16 protein-coding genes are annotated in these 18506 nt (G+C 37.0%); 13 read left to right on the top strand and 3 right to left on the bottom strand.

What is annotated here, in order from left to right; genetic code table 11:
- Positions 1-145: 145 nt before the first annotated feature.
- From rimM to rplS, 3 genes are all read left to right on the top strand, one after another.
- Positions 146-670, top strand: coding sequence for a ribosome maturation factor RimM (gene rimM / locus AB3I12_RS08070; RefSeq protein ID WP_010718461.1), 525 nt, complete (start codon positions 146-148; stop codon positions 668-670).
- Positions 660-1409: a tRNA (guanosine(37)-N1)-methyltransferase TrmD gene (gene trmD / locus AB3I12_RS08065; protein WP_025480115.1), complete on the top strand. Its 750-nt coding sequence runs from the start codon at positions 660-662 to the stop codon at positions 1407-1409. Before rimM ends, trmD begins: the two co-directional genes overlap by 11 nt.
- Before the next feature lie 137 nt (positions 1410-1546).
- Entirely contained in the window at positions 1547-1894 is a 348-nt protein-coding gene (gene rplS, locus AB3I12_RS08060; RefSeq protein WP_002286913.1) for a 50S ribosomal protein L19, read from the top strand.
- Between the two features lie 562 nt (positions 1895-2456).
- Here rplS and AB3I12_RS08055 read toward each other — a convergent pair.
- Complete coding sequence (locus AB3I12_RS08055; protein ID WP_010737911.1) at positions 2457-3803, bottom strand: PTS sugar transporter subunit IIC; 1347 nt, start codon at positions 3801-3803, stop codon at positions 2457-2459.
- Between the two features lie 147 nt (positions 3804-3950).
- The gene (locus AB3I12_RS08050; protein WP_034700829.1) at positions 3951-4664 is read right to left on the bottom strand and encodes a GntR family transcriptional regulator; all 714 of its coding nucleotides are present in this window, start codon (positions 4662-4664) and stop codon (positions 3951-3953) included.
- Between the two features lie 194 nt (positions 4665-4858).
- Here AB3I12_RS08050 and AB3I12_RS08045 point away from each other — a divergent pair, with 194 nt between their 5' ends.
- The 3 genes from AB3I12_RS08045 (at position 4859) to AB3I12_RS08035 (ending at position 9924) form a co-directional block, all read left to right on the top strand.
- The gene (locus AB3I12_RS08045) at positions 4859-6277 is read left to right on the top strand and encodes a glycoside hydrolase family 1 protein (RefSeq protein ID WP_063627356.1); all 1419 of its coding nucleotides are present in this window, start codon (positions 4859-4861) and stop codon (positions 6275-6277) included.
- 1817 nt (positions 6278-8094) lie between these two features.
- Complete coding sequence (locus AB3I12_RS08040; RefSeq protein ID WP_034700825.1) at positions 8095-8952, top strand: hypothetical protein; 858 nt, start codon at positions 8095-8097, stop codon at positions 8950-8952.
- Positions 8953-9924, top strand: a complete 972-nt coding sequence (locus AB3I12_RS08035) for a transketolase family protein (protein ID WP_063627355.1) — start codon at positions 8953-8955, stop codon at positions 9922-9924. It begins immediately after the preceding gene.
- A gap of 214 nt (positions 9925-10138) precedes the next feature.
- On the opposite strand, the gene AB3I12_RS08030 is transcribed toward AB3I12_RS08035, so the two are convergent.
- On the bottom strand, positions 10139-10897 hold the full coding sequence (locus AB3I12_RS08030) for a DeoR/GlpR family DNA-binding transcription regulator (protein ID WP_034700821.1): 759 nt from the start codon (positions 10895-10897) through the stop codon (positions 10139-10141).
- A gap of 219 nt (positions 10898-11116) precedes the next feature.
- On the opposite strand from AB3I12_RS08030, the gene AB3I12_RS08025 reads away from it, so the two are divergent.
- The 7 genes from AB3I12_RS08025 to kdpA all read left to right on the top strand — a co-directional run bounded on the left by AB3I12_RS08025 (position 11117) and on the right by kdpA (position 18505).
- Positions 11117-11428 (top strand): PTS lactose/cellobiose transporter subunit IIA, encoded by a 312-nt coding sequence (locus AB3I12_RS08025; RefSeq protein ID WP_034700819.1) that lies wholly within the window; start codon positions 11117-11119, stop codon positions 11426-11428.
- A gap of 12 nt (positions 11429-11440) precedes the next feature.
- Positions 11441-13099, top strand: coding sequence for a PTS transporter subunit EIIC (locus AB3I12_RS08020; RefSeq protein WP_063627354.1), 1659 nt, complete (start codon positions 11441-11443; stop codon positions 13097-13099).
- Between the two features lie 13 nt (positions 13100-13112).
- Positions 13113-14546 (top strand): 6-phospho-beta-galactosidase, encoded by a 1434-nt coding sequence (lacG, locus tag AB3I12_RS08015; protein WP_063627353.1) that lies wholly within the window; start codon positions 13113-13115, stop codon positions 14544-14546.
- A 27-nt stretch (positions 14547-14573) separates the two neighbouring features.
- A complete protein-coding gene (gene lacA / locus AB3I12_RS08010) occupies positions 14574-15002 on the top strand; it encodes a galactose-6-phosphate isomerase subunit LacA (RefSeq protein WP_063627352.1) in 429 nt (142 codons plus the stop codon).
- Between the two features lie 14 nt (positions 15003-15016).
- Entirely contained in the window at positions 15017-15532 is a 516-nt protein-coding gene (gene lacB / locus AB3I12_RS08005; RefSeq protein ID WP_063627351.1) for a galactose-6-phosphate isomerase subunit LacB, read from the top strand.
- A gap of 21 nt (positions 15533-15553) precedes the next feature.
- The gene (lacD, locus tag AB3I12_RS08000) at positions 15554-16519 is read left to right on the top strand and encodes a tagatose-bisphosphate aldolase (RefSeq protein WP_010718448.1); all 966 of its coding nucleotides are present in this window, start codon (positions 15554-15556) and stop codon (positions 16517-16519) included.
- Between the two features lie 309 nt (positions 16520-16828).
- On the top strand, positions 16829-18505 hold the full coding sequence (kdpA, locus tag AB3I12_RS07995) for a potassium-transporting ATPase subunit KdpA (RefSeq protein ID WP_063627350.1): 1677 nt from the start codon (positions 16829-16831) through the stop codon (positions 18503-18505).
- Position 18506 lies beyond the last annotated feature (1 nt).

Raw genomic sequence — 18506 nt, 5'->3', positions numbered from 1 at the left:
TGGAAAATGATATAGAAAAGCGAAAAGAAAGTAGAATTGCATATGCACACATGCTAAAATAAGGCAGATACGTCAAAAACACGTTCAGCCATTTAAAAACCATTGTTTGGTTGAAACATGTGTGAAAAGGAAAAGGGGATACAAGTTGACTGAATATTTAAATGTTGGAAAAATCGTAAATACTCAAGGGATCAAAGGAGAAGTGCGCGTCATTTCTACCACAGATTTTCCAGAAGAACGATATAAAAAAGGTGCTGTACTTACCTTGTTTCAAGAGAAGAAAGCGCCAATTGAATTAACCGTCAAAAGTCATCGTAAACATAAAAATTTTGACTTGTTAAGTTTTGAAGGGCATCCTTCAATCAACGATGTTGAAAAATATCGAGACGGTATTTTAAAAGTTTCAAAAGAAGAAACGATCGAGTTGCCAGAAAATGAATTTTATTATCATGAGATCATTGGAGCAAAGGTCGTTGAGGAAAATGGAAATGAATTAGGTAAAATCAAAGAAATTCTTTCACCAGGTGCTAACGATGTTTGGGTAGTCCAACGACCAAAGAAAAAGGATGTTTTGCTTCCTTATATTGATTCAGTGGTTAAAACAGTTGATTTAGAAAATGGGGTCATTTACGTCGAGATTCCAGAAGGATTGATCGATGATGAAAATTGATGTCTTAACACTCTTCCCACGAATGTTTGAAGGACCAATGGGTGAATCGATCATCGGTAAAGCGGTCAATAAAGGATTGTTAGAGATCAATGTTTCTAATTTTAGAGACTATTCCGATAATAAACACCAAACGGTCGATGATTATCCATATGGTGGCGGGGCAGGGATGTTGTTAAAAGTCCAACCTATCTATGACAATATCAAAGCAATTGAACAAGCAAATCCTGAAACAAAAAAACGTGTGATTTTATTGGATCCAGCTGGTAAACGATTTGATCAAGCGATGGCGGAAGAATTTTCGAATGAAGAACATTTAGTATTTATTTGTGGACATTACGAAGGCTATGATGAACGAATCCGTTCGCTAGTTACGGATGAAGTTTCTTTAGGTGATTATGTCTTGACTGGTGGCGAACTTGGCGCAATGGTGATGATTGATGCAACAGTCCGCTTACTACCGGATGTTTTAGGAAATCAAACATCCGCTCAAACAGATTCTTATTCAACGGGATTATTGGAACATCCTCAATATACACGGCCAGCAGAATTTAACGGGATGAAAGTCCCAGAAGTTTTAACAAATGGAAACCATAAATTGATTGAAGAATGGCAACTGAAAGAATCCTTAAGAAGAACCTATCAACGCCGACCTGACTTATTGGAACAATTATCAATGACTCCACAAATGCTGAAATTGTTAGAAGAAGTCAAAAAAGAAGAATCAGACGAAATAGAATAAGAAATATCAATATGACTCTTTACACTAAATTGATAGTGTGATAATATTTTATGGTGAGTGCAAAAGCACTTAACTATTACGATGTTCCGCTGTGAGGGAAAACTCATAAGAATGTTTGGAATAAGGAGAAAAGATCAATGAATCCATTAATTGAAGAATTAACAAAAGAACAATTACGTTCTGACATCCCAGCTTTCCGCCCTGGTGACACTGTACGTGTTCATGCGAAAGTTGTCGAAGGTACACGTGAACGTATCCAGTTATTTGAAGGTGTTGTAATCAAACGCCGCGGAGCTGGAATCAGCGAAACTTATACAGTACGTAAAGTTTCTAACGGAGTAGGCGTTGAACGTACATTCCCATTGCATACACCACGTGTTGCAAAGATCGAAGTCGTTCGCTACGGTAAAGTACGTCGTGCAAAATTGTACTACTTACGTGCATTACACGGAAAAGCTGCTCGTATCAAAGAAATCCGTCGTTAATCTATCGTTATCTGATAGTGGAAGAACCCTTGATTTTCAAGGGTTCTTTTTTTGATTATTTTTATAAGCAGTAAATCTAGATTGTTTGACATTATAGATTTGCAAGAGTGGCAAACAAGGAGCAAAAAGTCGAGTCACTTTGGTATATCTTAAATATACGTCAATCAGATGACACGATGACAGTCCTATTCATACCAAAGGGGCGACAGATCTGGTAGGTGAACGTAATCAGCTTATCAAGTTTATATGTACTACACGCAAACGCTATGCGTATTAAAGAGATCAGAAAAAAATCCTGCTAGAGAGTGTCTAAAAATATAAATTGCGACAGTCCTTGAATAATAAGAACTTTTTTTGAATGTTTTTACTAACAATCGTTTTGTCATTGGCAAGTTAACTGAAAATGAGACTGAAAAATCTGTTCTGATTCATCAGTCTCATAATTTCAACTTATTCAAAATGCAACGATGATCCCAAATGTCGGTTGTTAAGAGAATTGAGGACGTTTTTTTACATATTTACTAAACGAGAAAGGCCACTTTTTTAGGAGTGGAGGTGTCAATTATTGATTAGTGATTTCAGCTTCCTTTTGAGCCATTTTTGCCGTTACGTGTTCATCAATTCGTAGGAATGGTAGATAGATAAATACGCTAACCGCAATGATTAGAACTTGCAATACTGCTGCTCGCCAATCTCCACCTGTCGCAAGGAATCCTGAAATAACTGGTGGTGTGGTCCACGGTATCTGAACTACCACATGATTGATTAAGCCGGCTGCAGTCGCAAAGTAGGCAGTTACTAATGAGAAGATTGGTGCTAACACAAACGGAATAATTAGACTCAAGTTAAATACGATCGGTAATCCAAAGATGATCGGCTCACTGATATTAAACATCGCTGGTGTTACCGATAGTTTAGCAAAGTCTTTATAATCTTTTCGACGACTGAATATGAAAATCGCAATCAATAAGGCGATCGTATTTCCTGAACCACCCATAACAGCAAAAGTATCCTTGAAAGCCATGTTGATAATATGTGGGATGTGTTCATGGTTTGCATAAGCTGCCATATTTTCTTGCATGTTTTGTAATAAGAACGGATCAAGTAAAGAACCTGAAATTACAGCTTGATGAATTCCAAAACCAAAGAATAAATTGGCGATTGATGTGATTAAGATAAAGCCAGGTAAACCAGTTGTGATGTGACTTAAAGGTCCCGTGATCGCTTTAGTGATCACGCCATTTACGTCCATGTTGAATAACTGATTGACAGCGAAAGATAGAATCGCAAAACCAGTAACAGTAATCATGATCGGGATCAATACATTGAATGACTTCAACACTGCGGGCGGGATATTTCCAGATAGTTTGATTTGCAATTTTTCATTTGTAGATAATTTGATGAATAGCTCAGTAGCTACTAATCCAACAAAGATTCCGACAAACATTCCTGATGCACCTGTATGGGAACCTGGAATAACTCCGGTTACTTCAATCGCTTTTTTTGCATTTTCCGGAGTGAACATCATTTTCATTGGTGTTAAAACGATGAAAGTTGAGATCGAAACTAAAACTGCTGCGATATGATTTGTATAATTTCTGCTAACACACATATGATAAGAAACTGCAGCTACAACTAATAGCGTCGTAATACTCAATGTTCCATTGGCGATCGACATGCCAATTTCTTGAACTTTCATTAATGTTTCGGGTTTAACAATTTTACCCATAAAACCAGTTGGTTCTAAGATAACGTAATTAATCAAAGTCACGAATCCAGCTAACATCATAAATGGCATGAATGTTGCAAATGCATCGCGTAATGTACGCATATGAATTTGATTTCCTAGCTTCGATGCGATCATACCAAATCGTTCAAACACCTGTTCCTTCTTATTTGTTTTCTTCATGGTATATTCTCCTTGTTTTTTATTTGTAAGCACTTACCGTAGTTCAATAATAGAACGGAATTTGATAAAAGTAAATAACTTTTTTTAAAATTATATACTTTAATGAAAAAGGGCAAAAAAAAGAGCTGATTTCCTCAGCTCTTTCAATCATTTTTCAACAAAAACGGCTTCAAAAACAAAATCTTGATACAAATGCCTTGTAATGGAGTATTCAAAAGGAGTCCCGTTTGCCAAAGAAACACTTTTTTCAACTTCGATCATAAAGTCTCCGGCATCAATTCCTAATATAGTTGCATCAAACTCGGTTGCCAGTACGCCCTTCATCCAAACGTGAGAAGCATTGATCTCTAACTGCAGTTCATTGCGAATATAGGAATAAACCGATTTTTTCAAGTGTTTAGGTTCCAAACCAGGAATAATTGATAGCGGCATAAAAGTTTGTTCCAATGAATAGGGTTGTTGATCGACAAAACGACTGCGAACAATATTATAAATGTATTCCTTGTCGTTAATCTGTAATCGCTCTGCTATTTTTTTTGACGGTAATTCAATTGAAAACATATGAATTTCAGAGTCTACATGTTCTTCGCCAACTACACTCATAAAACCTTCGCTTGGACCGAAAACTTTCGAATTATGGATCGGTTTGCGCAAAACTTCGGTTCCAAATCCACTTCGACTATGTAAAACTCCTTCAGAAACTAACATGTCTAATCCTTTTTTTACTGTCAATTTACTCGTATGATATTGTTTTGCCAATTCGGAACCAGTTGGTAATTTTTCACCGATTGCGTAAGTACCGTTTTCAATTTTCTTTTTTACATCAGAATAAACTTCCATATATTTCGCATTCTTCTTCATTTTTTCCCTCCTATAGTTACCGCGTAAAGATATAAATAATTATATACCTTTCTTTAATTTTAGCAATCTTTAAAGGGTAAAACAATTAACATTTATAAAAAGTATATATTTTTTAATAAAAAAATATTACAATTTATTGGAAGCGGTGTTATGATGGAGTAGTACTCAAGAGAATGTCATTTTAGGAGGATACAATGAACAAACAACAATTAACATTTCCAGAAAACTTTTGGTGGGGTTCTGCTTGGTCAGCTGAGCAAGCAGAAGGTCGTGGTGAAACTGGAAAAGCCGAAACGGTTTGGGAACGTTGGTACAAAGAACAACCATACCGTTTTTATCAAAGGATTAGTTCAGAAATTACGACAGATCACATTCATCGTTATAAAGAAGACGTTCAACTGATGAAGCAAACCGGACATAATTCCTTTCGGGTCTCGATCTCTTGGGCGCGGATGTTCCCAAATGATGGAGTAGGGGAGGTAAATCCAAAAGCGGTTGAATTTTATCGGGATTTATTTACTGAGATGAATAACAATGGTATTAAAGTATTCGCCAATCTTTATCATTTTGATATGCCAGCAGCCCAACAGGATAAAGGCGGTTGGGAATCACGGGAAGTTGTCGATGCATATGTGCAATTTGCAGTTACTTGTTTCAAGGAGTTTGGCGATCTCGTCTACCACTGGTTCACTTTCAATGAACCGTTGGGGCCGATCTTAGGGTCATATTTGGAAGACTTCCATTATCCAAATTTGATTGATTTCAAACGAGGAGCGCAAGCGGCTCACTTTACTATTTTGGCTCACGCGAAAGCAATTGCAGCACACAAAGAGTTGAATTTGAACAGTAAAATAGGTGTTATCTTGAATTTAAGCCCGACGTTTCCAAGGAGTCAAATCCCCGCTGATGTGAAGGCAGCTGAAATTGCGGATCTTTTTTATGTTCGCAGCTTTTTAGATCCAATGGTCAAGGGTGTTTATCCAGAAAAATTAATTAACCTTTTACGTGAATATGATCAATTGCCAACGGATTATACCGAGGAAGACCTGCGTTGTATCAAAGAGAACACGGCACAAATCTTAGGATTGAACTATTATGAACCACGTCGTGTGAAGGCTCGTTTAACTGCAATCAATCAAGAGGGTCCGTTCTTACCGGATTGGTTTTTTGAGAATCATGTGATGCCGGGACGACGGATGAATGAATATCGTGGTTGGGAAATTTATGAAAAAGGTATCCATGATTTATGCATGGATATCAAAGAAAACTATGGGAATATCGAATCCTTTATCTCTGAAAATGGGATGGGCGTAGCAGATGAGGAACGCTTTATGGATGAAAGTGGGCAAGTGATTGATGATTACCGGATCGAATATATCCAAGATCACCTCGCCTATCTTTGGAAAGCAATCAATGACGGCTGTAATATCAAAGGGTATCATCTTTGGACCTTTATTGACTGCTGGTCCTGGATCAATGCATATAAGAACCGTTATGGACTAATTTCTCTTGATCTGCCAACCCAAAAACGGACGATCAAGAAAAGTGGTGAGTTCTACAAACAGTTAAGCAATCAAAATGGGTTTGAGTATGATATTGATCGATTGGTATAGCAAAAAATGAGTGAAAAAACTTGTATTTTTGTTTGAAAATCTTTTATCTAGAAATCATAGAGTTATTCATTCAATGGGATTGTTCAAATAAGCATCGGGACTGGGACAAAAGTTCTCTCAGTATCTTCTAGTATCTCTAAAAACGAATAAACGGTGTTCAAAGAGCTGACCTTCGGCGATAAGTCAAAAAATCTCAAAACATGAGGAGCTGTTTCGAGATTTTCATCCTTAACGCTTAGGTCAAGACGCTCTTTTCACAGCCTCTTGCTAAACGGCGTTCAAGAAGCAACTCCTCAACAATAAGCGATGATTTTCTAAAATATGAGGAGCTATTTTAAAAAATCATCGCTTATTCGCTCGGAGCTAAACGCTTCTTTCACAGCCTCTTGCTAAACGGTGTTCAAACATCAGCTCCTTGAAATAAGCCTGAATTTTTCAAAACATGAGAAGCTGTTTCAAAAAATTCTTTCTTATTGTCATCAGAGCTACCGGATGTTTTCACGACCTCTGATTCACGGTGTTCAAAGAGCTGACCTTCGGCGATAAGTCAAAAAATCTCAAAACATGGGAAGCTGTTTCGAGATTTTCATCCTTAATGCTCCTGCGATTACTCGTCGCAGTTTTTACTTGGTGAGCGCTCAGGTCAAAACACTCTTTTCACGACCTCAAGAGAAACACAAAAAACGCTTGGTGTTCGTTTATTTGTTCCCATAGATCTACTGGCTATAAATAGCTCATCGCTTTGTTCAAAAAACCAGAAGCCATTTTCAGTATTGTGCACGAATTGTTTAACTACCACACATTGATTAGTAACTGGGATAGTAGTTGAGAGCGTAGCGTATTCTTTTGGAAAATGAAAGGTCTGAAACAATCATTAACCTAAAAAGAAAGTAAGCCTGATTTTGATTCATTACGTCAAAGTCAGGCTTATTTTTTCTGTTCTAGGCACGATCTTTTCACGAATTTTCTTCAATTAAGTACCATGAGTGCGAAGGTGCTTAATTAATAGATCCTGTTTTCCACGTAAATGAAAACGGCGGAATGTCAATTAGATACCTGATTGTTTTTCTATGTTTTTACTAATTGTTCAAGCAACGATTGAATGAACATTAGCAAGAAATTTCATTTAGCTATACGAACAACTGCAAATTATTTTGAAAATAGAAGATTCAATGAGTAAACCAACGCACCAGTATGTCCTAGTACAGCCGGAAATCAAAAAGCCTAAAATGATTAGGAGCAGTGAGATTGAAGAGGGATCGGAATATTTAGATGGGAAATACCGAAAGAGTTTTTATAGGGTGAGTCATTTTCATTTTTAACAAAACAATTTACTCCGGTTTCAGTGAGGTAGTTTGGTAATGGAATAAGATAAAAATTTTTTATCGTTATTTTAAAATAACATTTTTAATAGGAAGGTGTATCTCGTTTATTATATGTATCTTTATTCTTAATATTGATAATGTAATTTTTTTGTTGTAATATTTTTTTATGATAACAGACTTTTTGTTTTTATTATAACAAATTTATCTTATTAAATATTTTCTATTTTTTTATTTTATAAATGAATATACTGAATATATTATGAGATGTGTACTTATGTTATATATGAAGGGGTAGGGAAGGAAAAGGGGACATAAGATGACATAAAATGGCTTTACACTCAGTTCAAAAGGAGGGAAGTGTCCAGTGAGGTTGTAGATTAAGGAGTATCATCTTATTTTGATCAGATCATAAAAGAGCAAGTATACATATCATGTGAAAAATCTGTATGGCATCATGAATTATTCTCTAATTCATTTATAGGAGGAATCGTTATGGCTATTGATCATAAACAAGTGACTCAATTGGAAAAATTAGCATTAAACATTCAACTAGATATTTTGATAAGTGTTAAACAAAGAGGAGAAGAATCAATGGATTGTTCTTTTTCTATGATCAAATTGTTAGCTGTTTTATACGGCAAACAGATGAAGATTGACCCGAAAAAACCAGATTGGGGAAATCGTGATCAATTAGTTTTAGCTAAAAGTCATGCGGTATTGGAATTATATAGTACTTTATCTAATCTAGGGTATTTTGATAAGAAGTGGCTATGGACGATGAGTCATCAAGGGGACAGACTCCCTAAAAAGTTAGATCGTTCAAAGACTCCTGGAATCGATGTGACAATCGGGGACTTAAATAACGGTGTTGCAATAGCTGCAGGTCTTGCGATGGGATTAAAAATAGCAAATAAGGAAAATGATGTTTATTTAGTGATGGATGAAGACGAATTAAAAGATGAACGTTGCTGGCAAGTATTTCAGTGTATTGCTCATTTTAAATTAGATCATTGCTTGGTAATTATTGATAGTGGTTATAGAAAACGAGAACAGTTAAGCAAAAGGTATGAGAAATCTTATCTATTGAAAAGAAAAGCAGAGAAGGCTGGGTTTTATACGTTGCTCGTTGATGGGACAAATATCAAAGCAATCAATGAGGCGATTGAAGAGTATAAAATGAGGACGACACAAGCCTTCTGTATTGTTTTAGAAAGTTATCCAGAGCGAGTGCTATCAGACTTAACAATGGACGATCATGAGGATTCAAGTAAAAAAATTCCTAAAACATTCCATCAAGAGATAGAAAAAACAATTTTGAAATTACAAGAAAAGCTTGAAAGGATGAGCTAAATGGTTCAGTTAAGTAACTCGTTATCTGTAAGGAAAGAACTTCGTACTTGCATAGTTGATACATTAAATGAATTAATGAAAAAAAACCACAATATCGTTGCGTTAGAAAATAAGTTTGAATCATTTAGTAATTGGGTTGATTTAAAAAATGAACACCCAAAGAGATATCTCAACATGCCTGTGGATGAAGAGAACATGGTAGGTATTGCAGCGGGGTTAAGTTTAGCTGGCTACCAACCTTTTATCCATCTTTTTGATTCTCATGCGATTCGAAAAATTTTTGATCAATTATTTATTTCCGAAGGATACGGTGGAAATACCATCAATATTTTTGGGGAATATTTCGCTTCTAATCGAAATGGAAAGGAACGCGTCAATGAACTAGGGGAAGATTTAGCGTTGATGACAATGATCCCAAATTCAATTATTTGTGAAGCAACAGATGAGGTGCAAATGGCATGGATCATCAAAGAATTTAGCCAATTGAGCGGTATTCACTATGTACGCGGAGAAAATAAAAGGATACCTAATATCTATAAAAAAGAAACGACTTTTCAATTAGGCAAAGGAAACATTGTTTGGCATGGAACAGATATTTTAATTATTGTCGCTGGCAGATTAGTTTACGAAGCTCTCAATGTTGCTAAGCGGTTAAAGTCCTGTCAAATTAGTTGCGAAGTCATTGATATGTTTACGATCAAACCAATCGATAAACAGTTGATCCTTAACGAGTTGAAAGGGAAAACACAAGTGGTCACTATCGAAAATTATGCAGTTATTGGTGGCTTGAGCAGTGCGGTGAACAGAGCTCTTACAGAAAATAAAGCAGCTGTTCCGTTGAGAAAGATAGAGATTGTGAAGCTTAGGCAACAAACGGATGTGCCAATCAAGACAGAAGGTTTTGACTTAGTGGTTCAGTTGATTGTTGAAACAATATTAGCGAATGAGCTAGATCGACAACGGAAAAATTGAGCTGGATCATGATAAAGGATAAAATTTCTTGAAAAAAATTAGTGTATCAAAGAAAGCATATGAAATATTGATTCTATCGAAATACATAAAGATCCTTGATTGATCAAGGAAATGAAGAAAACGAAAAAGGCAGCGTTTGGATTGACCCGATGAAAGGGCCATTTGGGCGCTGTCTTCCTTTAATTTTTCGTTTCCTTAACTACTTGAAAGAGTTTTAATCAATTAATAATTGAACATGTTTGCCAAAAGTTTCTTTTTGACTATCGGATATAGCAGAATCGGTAATCAAATAGTCGACTTCTTGGAGTGGATAAAAGCCATAGAAATCTTTTTTATCAAGTTTATGATGATCTGCTACGATATATCGTGTTTCAGCACTGTTCAATGCGTAACGTTGAGTCAATCCTTCATCTTCATTTGAAGTGAAAACGGATGTTTTATCTAATCCATTTACCCCAATGAAACTTTTTTTTACATGGATATTTGCAATAAAATCATTGGCGATCGTCCCAACGAAAGCGCCGGTCTTATTTCGATAGGAGCCGCCGATCAGGATGATCTCAAATCGAGGATCACTTTTGAATTTGTTAAACACATGGATCGAATTGGTAATGATTTTAGCGTGGTTAATCGTCAAGAAATCATAAGCTAATTCAATCGTTGTTCCAGGTCCTAAAAAGACAGTATCGCCTTCGTGGATATGATTCGCAATGATTGTGGCAATTTCTATTTTTTCTGACAAATGAAGATCCTTTTTTTCCCGATGACTTAGTTCGATCACGGAAGTTTTAGGATTTAATAGTTTGGCACCACCATGAATGCGAATGATTAACCCCTTATCCTCCAATTCCTGCAAATCTCTACGAACAGTCATATCAGCTACTTTCAATTCTTGAACAATATCGGCCACTTTCACGATGCCGTTCTTCTCTAGTTGTGCTAATAAGTATTTTTGTCGTTCTTCTTTTAACATGATATAAACTCCCTGATATTTCGTGGTTCTTATTTTTTTGTTTGAAATAAACATAAAACATTCAGAGAAGGTTGTCAAATATTAAAGGTTTGTATAAGAAAATAGATTGACATGTTAAAAATATTCGGTTACTATTTGTTTGTAAAAGACAAAAACGAACACAAACAAACATAAACTGGAACAAATATAATGTTCTTGTAAGAGAATGGAGGAAGAAAAATGGATAAAGAAACAGTAGCAATGATTGGATTTGAAGTGGTAGCTTTTGCTGGTGAAGCAAGATCGAAATTGATCGAAGCGTTAGCTAAAGCAGAGAAGGGGGAATTTGAAGAAGCCAATGGATTAGTTGAAGAAGCCAATCAGAGTTTGGTTGAAGCGCACAATTCTCAAACTAAAATGTTAGCTGCTGAAGCGAGTGGTGAAACAATTGAAGTAGGGTTTATTATGGTTCACGCCCAAGATCATCTAATGACCACGTTGCTATTGAAAGATGTCATTCAACATCTCTTTAATATTTATAAAAAATCATAGAGGAGTCTGGGTATGGATGCAATGATCAAACGTATCGAAAAAATGAAACCGTTTTTTGAGAAAATTTCTAATAATTCTTATTTAAGAGCAATTAGGGATGGTTTTATCAGTCTTATCCCTGTCATTCTTTTTTCAAGCTTTTTTTTATTGGTAGCATATGTTCCCAACGTATTCAATTTTCATTGGGGAGAAGAAATAGAGTCTATTCTAATGAAAGCGTATAACGGGTCCATGGGGATATTAGGGATCTTAATGGCTGCTACAGTGACCAAGAGTTTGACAGAAAACTTTAATACTAAATTGCCAAAAACGAATCAAATCAATAGTACTTCAACCATGATCGCTGCTTTTATTGGTTTCTTGATTGTTGGGGTTGATTCGTTAGAAGGTGGATTTGCTTCTGATTACATGGGGACCAAAGGATTGATGACAGCGTTCATTGTTGGTTTTATTGTTCCTAATATCTATCGATTCTGTGTTAGCAAGAATTTGACAGTGAAAATGCCAGAGGAAGTTCCTGGTAATATCTCACAGACATTTAAGGATTTGATCCCGATTACACTGTCGACCGTCTTTTTTTGGGGATTTGATTTGGGTTTTCGTAACCTTGTCGGTAGTGGGTTTTCAGAAAAATTGATTGAGCTGTTCCAACCAATTTTCTCAGCGGCCGATGGCTATTTTGGGTTAGCACTCATTTTTGGGGCAATGGCGTTTTTCTGGTTTGTCGGTATCCACGGTCCCTCTATTGTTGAGCCAGCTGTTGCTGCCATCTACATAACAAATGTAGAGATGAATTTTCAACTGTATCAAAGTGGGGAACATGCACCGAAAATTTTATCTCAAGGCTTACAATACTTTGTTGCCACACTAGGTGGGACGGGTGCGACATTGGTCATTACGTTGATGTTTGCTTTTCTAGCAAAGTCAAAGCAGTTAAAAACAATGGGACGTGCCTCAGCGATTCCCGTTTTGTTTGGTGTGAATGAACCCATGCTGTTTGGTGCACCAATCGTATTGAATCCTATCTTTTTTATTCCTTTTATTCTTGCACCGATCCTCAATGTCTGGATCTTTAAATTTTTTGTTGAGGTGTTAGATATGAATGGATTCATCTACAATCTGCCATGGACAACTCCTGGACCAGTAGGGTTGATCTTAGGGACAGGTTTTGCTGGACTATCGATCGTTTTGATGATTGTTTTATTAACTGTTGATTTTGCGATTTACTATCCATTTTTCAAAGCCTATGACAATGAATTATTAGTGAAAGAAAAAGAAATAGGGCACGGGGATCAGTTGGAAAGTACAACTGTCAAATCAGCAGTCGTTTCACCGGCATTTGCTAAACAAAAGAATGATCAGACTAATGTTCTTGTACTTTGTGCCAATGGAGCAACTAGTTCGATGTTAGCCAATGCAATTAAAAAGGGTGCGAAGGAATTGAGTATCGGTGTGGATGCGACGGCAATGGCTTATGGGCAACATAAAGATCAGATTGGCGAGTTTGACTTGATTATCTTAGCTCCGCAAATGGCTTCGATGCTTGAGGAACTGAGAGAAAGTGCGAAGGACCATAAAACACAAACTGTTTCTACTACGGGAATCGAGTACGTCAAACTTGCAAAAGCACCTACTGATGCGGTCAACTTTGTTTTTGAAAATCTAACATGATGTGGAGGATGCGATGAATAAATTTCCAGAACATTTTATTTTTGGAGCGGCAACGGCCGCTTATCAAGCTGAGGGTGCCCTTTCAATAGGAAACCGTGGGAAAAATTATTGGGATGATTACCTTAAAAAGACAGGGACGTTTGACCCTAGTCAAGCAAGTGATTTCTATAATCGTTATGCAGAAGACTTACAAGCATGTCATCAGTTTGGCATCAATGGCATTCGGATTTCGATTGCCTGGTCTAGGATCTTTCCTAGTGGGAGAGAGAAGGTCGATCCGATCGGTGTCCAATTTTATCATCGTTTGATCGATTCTTGTATCAAAAATGGAGTCACGCCGTTTGTGACTTTGCACCATTTTGATACACCAGAGAAGCAATTTAAAGATGGTGATTGGTTGTCTGCAAATATGGTGGATGATTATGTTGACTTTGCGCAATTTTGTTTTGAAGAATACGGGGACAAAGTGAAACATTGGATCACGATCAATGAACCCTGGTCAGTGGTTGCCGGTCAATACATCATCGGTCATTTTCCGCCGAACAATCAATATGAGCTGGGTAAAGCGATCCAATCGATGCACAACATGATGGTTGCCCACGCTCGCGTAGTCAAAAAATACAAGGAAGCTAATTACCAAGGTGAGATCGGGATCGTTCATATTTTAGAATCAAAGTACGGGATAACTGATCAGAGAGAAGATAGCCTGTCAGCGAAGAAAGAACATATCTTGGCGAATCAATTTCTATTGGATGCGACGTTTAAAGGGGAATACTCAGCAGAAACGATGCGTGTGATCAATGAGATCTTATCTGCAAATGGGGCGCAGCTTGAACTCAAAATAGAAGATTTTGATCATCTAAAAGAAGCAGCAAAAATGATTGATTTTTTAGGAGTCAATTATTATGCGAGTCATTTTTTAAAAGGCTATACAGGAACATCAAAAATCCAACATAACGGAACTGGTGAAAAAGGAAGTAGTATCTTTGCCTTGCAAGGTGTAGGAGAAAGGGTAACAAATCCTGTAATCCCAACGACTGACTGGGATTGGCCGATCTATCCACAAGGGTTGGAAGATATGCTTCTCTTGATCAAACAGAATTATCCGAACTATGGAAAAATCTATGTAACAGAAAATGGTTTAGGGAGTAAGGATCATTTTGAAGCGGGACAAATCAATGATGAGGAGCGGATCGATTATGTTCGTCTTCATCTAGCCGCTATTTTACGGGCGATCGACCAAGGTGTGAGAATTGAGGGATACTTTATTTGGTCGTTGATGGATATGTTTTCTTGGACGAATGGTTACAATAAACGTTATGGATTATTTTACGTAGATTTTGATACGCAGCAACGATTTCCTAAAAAGAGTGCTTATTGGTACCAAAAAATCAGCAAAGAAAAAGTATTGGATCAACCGATTAAAAATGAAACTAGCGAGAAATGAGAAAACTAAACAGGAGGAAAAATGAGTATGCGAGTAGTCATTGGTGCGGATAGCGACGGAATGGAATTAAAAGAATGGTTAAAAGATAAGCTCGTGCAAGAGGGATTTGAAGTAGAAGATAAAAGTATTCGACCAGCAGAAGATTTTATTGCATCTACATTAGCTATCACAACAGATTTAAAAGAACACCCGGAAAGTCTAGGGATTGCTATTGATGGTTATGGTGCAGGGAGCTTTATGGTCGCAACAAAAATAAAAGGAATCGTGGCAGCTGAAGTGTCGGATGAAAGAAGTGCTTATATGACTAGAGATCATAATGATGCCCGAATGATTACCTTAGGCGCAGCGATTGTTGGTAAAGAGCTTGCGTTAAATATCGTTAAGGGATTTTTGACCGCATCTTATAGTGGTGGTCGTCATCAGATTCGTGTAGATATGTTAAATGAAATGGGTTAAGAAAGGAGCAGATAATGAGAATAGCAATTGGATGTGACCACATCGTAACAGATACAAAAATAGCAGTTGCGGATTTTTTGAAATCAAAAGGGCATGAAGTAGTGGATGTAGGGACCTATGATTTTACCCGCACACATTACCCGATATATGGGAAAAAAATTGGAGAAGCAGTAGTTAAAAAAGAAGTTGATTTAGGCGTATGTTTATGTGGAACAGGTGTCGGGATTACCAATGCAGTCAATAAAGTACCTGGAGTAAGAGGTGCGTTGGTTCGTGATATGACCAGTGCCATCTATGCAAAAGAGCAACTAAATGCGAACGTCATTGGTTTTGGTGCCAGAATCACAGGAGAATTTTTGATTTGTGATGTCATCGAAGCCTTTATTCAGGCAGAATATCAAGAAACAGATAAAAACAAACAGTTGATCGAAAAAATCAACCAGTGTGAAAGCACAAATGCTTCGCAAGAGAAGCCGGAATTTTTTGCAAAATTTCTTAAAAAATGGGAAATGGGCGAATACGAAGACTAAAAGGAGCGTGACATAGAAGCAATGGATGGAAAAATGAAACATTTAAAAAAACTCTGGAATAAAGAACAAATCTTTGCCGCTTTAGCAATTGATCAACGAGGTGCATTACGTAAAATGCTTACCAAAGCAAAAGGAGAAGAAGCAAGTGCTAAAGAGCTGGAAGAATTTAAGATGATCGTGTCTTCGCAACTAACAAAAGATGCGTCAGCGATTTTGTTAGACCCGGAGTATGGCTTGCCTGCAGCGAAAGCGAAAGCGCAAGAAGCTGGCTTACTTCTTGCCTATGAAAAAACGGGATATGATAGTACCGTGCCTGGAAGACTTCCTGATCTTTTACCTACTTGTTCAGTTAAGAATCTAAAAGAGGCAGGTGCAGATGCTTGTAAATTCTTACTTTATTATGATGTTGATGAAAGTGACGAAATCAATGAGCGAAAACAGGTATTTATCGAACGGATCGGCTCAGAATGTCAGGCAGAAAATTTACCATTCTTTTTAGAATTAGTTTCATATGATCAAAACATTTCTGATAGTCAATCAAAAGAATATGCGATGAAAAAACCTGGTAAAGTCATAAAAATGATGGAGAAATTTTCTGAAGAGCGATTCAATGTCGATGTCTTGAAAGTGGAAGTTCCTGTCAACATGCACTATGTAGAAGGATATGGTCAAACGGATTTCGTACATACGAAAGAAGAAGCAGCGAAATTTTTCCAAGAACAAGCTGCTGCTACCCATTTGCCTTATATCTTTTTAAGTGCCGGTGTCGAAGCAGAATTATTTTATGAAACACTACGTTTTGCCAAGGCAGCAGGATCGACCTTCAATGGGGTTCTTTGTGGTCGGGCAACGTGGAGTGCTGGGGTAGAAACTTTTGTCAAACACGGAAAAGAAGCGGCGATGACGTGGATGAACGAAGAAGGAAGTAAAAAAATCCAACAACTCAACCAAGTGCTGCAAGAAACTGCAACACCAGTAGCGTTATAAAAAAGGCTATGAATACCATTTGTTCGGAGGGTAACAACGGGTATAAACGTAGCGGTAAGCTTTATAATAGGATGAACATTTTTTGAAACGCTTCTTCTATTTTTATAATGGAGAAAAATAGACAAGAATAAATAATCAAGAGATATAAAGATAGTGTAAAGAAACGATTTAAAGTTTCACACTATCTTTATATCTTTTTTTGTATGATCAAATCATAAAGGAGAGAGGAAAAATGATGATTATATTTGGTTTGATTAGTGCTTTATTAATGATTTATCTTTTCTGGTTTTTATTTAAGGGGGAAGAGTTATGAGTAGTATCATTTATCAAGGATTGTTTTTTTTATTTGTGTTACTAATTCTAGCGTTACCTCTTGGGTGGTATATTAAACAAATCATGCAAAATAACATACCTAAAGGCGTACGATTTTTGCAACCCGTTGAAAAACTATTTTATAAAATAATCGGACCAGTCAGTCAGAAAGAAATGACGGCGAAACGCTACATTTTTAGTGTATTGTCATTAAGCCTTTTTTCGCTCATTTTACTGATTGGTCTGTTAATGACACAAGAATGGTTGCCGGGAGGGAATACAGTTAAAAATCTTTCTTTCCCATTAGCCCTCAATACGGCAGTTAGCTTTGTAACGAATACTAATTGGCAAGCCTATGCTGGGGAAACTACCTTATCGAATTTTTCGCAAATGTTTGGCTTAACAGTTCAAAATTTTGTATCTGCAGGTGTTGGTTTAGCAGTTTTGATTGCCTTATTAAGAGGTTTGACTCAAGTGAAAAATAAACGACTAGGGAATTTTTGGCAAGATTTAACCAGAGGTCTAGTCTATATCTTATTGCCGCTTTCCATCGTTTTAGCCATCTTATTGATCTCTCAAGGAACGATCCAAACGTTTCAATCAGGGCTAGCTTATCAAGGATTAGAAGGAAAAGATTTGTGGTTGTATCTAGGACCAGTAGCAAGCCAAGTAGCTATCAAGCAGTTAGGAACGAACGGTGGTGGTTTTTTTGGAGCAAATTCAGCTTATCCTTTTGAGAATCCAACGATTTTAGCGAATTTTTTGGAAAATATTGCCATTTTGCTCATTCCTGCTGCATTGATTTTTACACTAGGTTTTTGGGTAAAAGAATGGAAACAAGGACGGACGATCTTGATCGTTGCAACCACTTTTGTTCTATTAGCGTTTATCGGGGTAACAGTTAGTGAATATTATGGACCAAACTTTACTCAAGTGTTAGGTTCGGCCAACATGGAAGGAAAAGAAGTTCGTTTCGGTGTGGGATGGTCAAGTTTATGGGCTGTCAGCACGACTGCTGCTTCTAATGGTTCGGTCAATGCGATGCTAGATAGTTTTACACCCTTAGGTGGAGCGATCCCACTCTTTTTGATGCAATTAGGAGAGATTATTTTTGGTGGGATTGGTAGTGGACTATACGGCATGCTTGCTTTTCTTTTGTTAGCCGTTTTTATTGCTGGTTTATTAGTTGGTCGTACGCCCGAATATTTAGGGAAAAAAATTGAAGCGTTTGACATCAAGATGGCTAGTTTAGTTATTTTGACTCCTTTAATGTTGACCCTCTTTGGAGCTATGGCCTTGATCAGCCACAGTGAAGTCTTCACTTGGTTAACTAATGAAGGTCCTCATGGATTTAGTGAATTATTATATGGTGCAACTTCCTTAGCGAATAATAATGGGAGTTCATTTGGCGGTCTATTAGCAGATACGCCGTTTATTAACTATTTAGGCAGTTTCTTGATGCTGCTTTCCAGATATCTACCGATCGTTGCGATTTTATTCCTAGCAGAAAACATGGGGAATAAGAAAAAAGCAGCGTTGAGTCCAGGGACATTATCAACCGTCAGTCCAACGTTTGTTACGATGTTGATTATTGTCATTTTAGTGATCGGCGCCTTGAGTTTCTTACCAGCATTAGCCTTAGGACCAATTGCTGAGTATTTTACAGTAAAGTGAG

This window comes from Enterococcus sp. C65 (genome assembly GCF_040887165.1).
In the GTDB taxonomy this organism is placed as follows: Bacteria; Bacillota; Bacilli; order Lactobacillales; family Enterococcaceae; genus Enterococcus_B; species Enterococcus_B hirae.
Note: the sequence above shows the minus strand (reverse complement) of the source record. Positions and strands in the feature narration are given on the sequence as shown.

What these genes read in the sequence shown, in the direction of transcription:
- trmD (WP_025480115.1), top strand. Translation starts at nt 660, where the DNA reads ATGAAAATTGATGTCTTAACACTCTTCCCACGAATGTTTGAAGGACCA.
- rplS (WP_002286913.1), top strand. Translation starts at nt 1,547, where the DNA reads ATGAATCCATTAATTGAAGAATTAACAAAAGAACAATTACGTTCTGAC.
- AB3I12_RS08055 (WP_010737911.1), bottom strand. Translation starts at nt 3,803, where the DNA reads ATGAAGAAAACAAATAAGAAGGAACAGGTGTTTGAACGATTTGGTATG.
- AB3I12_RS08050 (WP_034700829.1), bottom strand. Translation starts at nt 4,664, where the DNA reads ATGAAGAAGAATGCGAAATATATGGAAGTTTATTCTGATGTAAAAAAG.
- AB3I12_RS08045 (WP_063627356.1), top strand. Translation starts at nt 4,859, where the DNA reads ATGAACAAACAACAATTAACATTTCCAGAAAACTTTTGGTGGGGTTCT.
- AB3I12_RS08040 (WP_034700825.1), top strand. Translation starts at nt 8,095, where the DNA reads ATGGCTATTGATCATAAACAAGTGACTCAATTGGAAAAATTAGCATTA.
- AB3I12_RS08035 (WP_063627355.1), top strand. Translation starts at nt 8,953, where the DNA reads ATGGTTCAGTTAAGTAACTCGTTATCTGTAAGGAAAGAACTTCGTACT.
- AB3I12_RS08030 (WP_034700821.1), bottom strand. Translation starts at nt 10,897, where the DNA reads ATGTTAAAAGAAGAACGACAAAAATACTTATTAGCACAACTAGAGAAG.
- AB3I12_RS08025 (WP_034700819.1), top strand. Translation starts at nt 11,117, where the DNA reads ATGGATAAAGAAACAGTAGCAATGATTGGATTTGAAGTGGTAGCTTTT.
- AB3I12_RS08020 (WP_063627354.1), top strand. Translation starts at nt 11,441, where the DNA reads ATGGATGCAATGATCAAACGTATCGAAAAAATGAAACCGTTTTTTGAG.
- lacG (WP_063627353.1), top strand. Translation starts at nt 13,113, where the DNA reads ATGAATAAATTTCCAGAACATTTTATTTTTGGAGCGGCAACGGCCGCT.
- lacA (WP_063627352.1), top strand. Translation starts at nt 14,574, where the DNA reads ATGCGAGTAGTCATTGGTGCGGATAGCGACGGAATGGAATTAAAAGAA.
- lacB (WP_063627351.1), top strand. Translation starts at nt 15,017, where the DNA reads ATGAGAATAGCAATTGGATGTGACCACATCGTAACAGATACAAAAATA.
- lacD (WP_010718448.1), top strand. Translation starts at nt 15,554, where the DNA reads ATGGATGGAAAAATGAAACATTTAAAAAAACTCTGGAATAAAGAACAA.
- kdpA (WP_063627350.1), top strand. Translation starts at nt 16,829, where the DNA reads ATGAGTAGTATCATTTATCAAGGATTGTTTTTTTTATTTGTGTTACTA.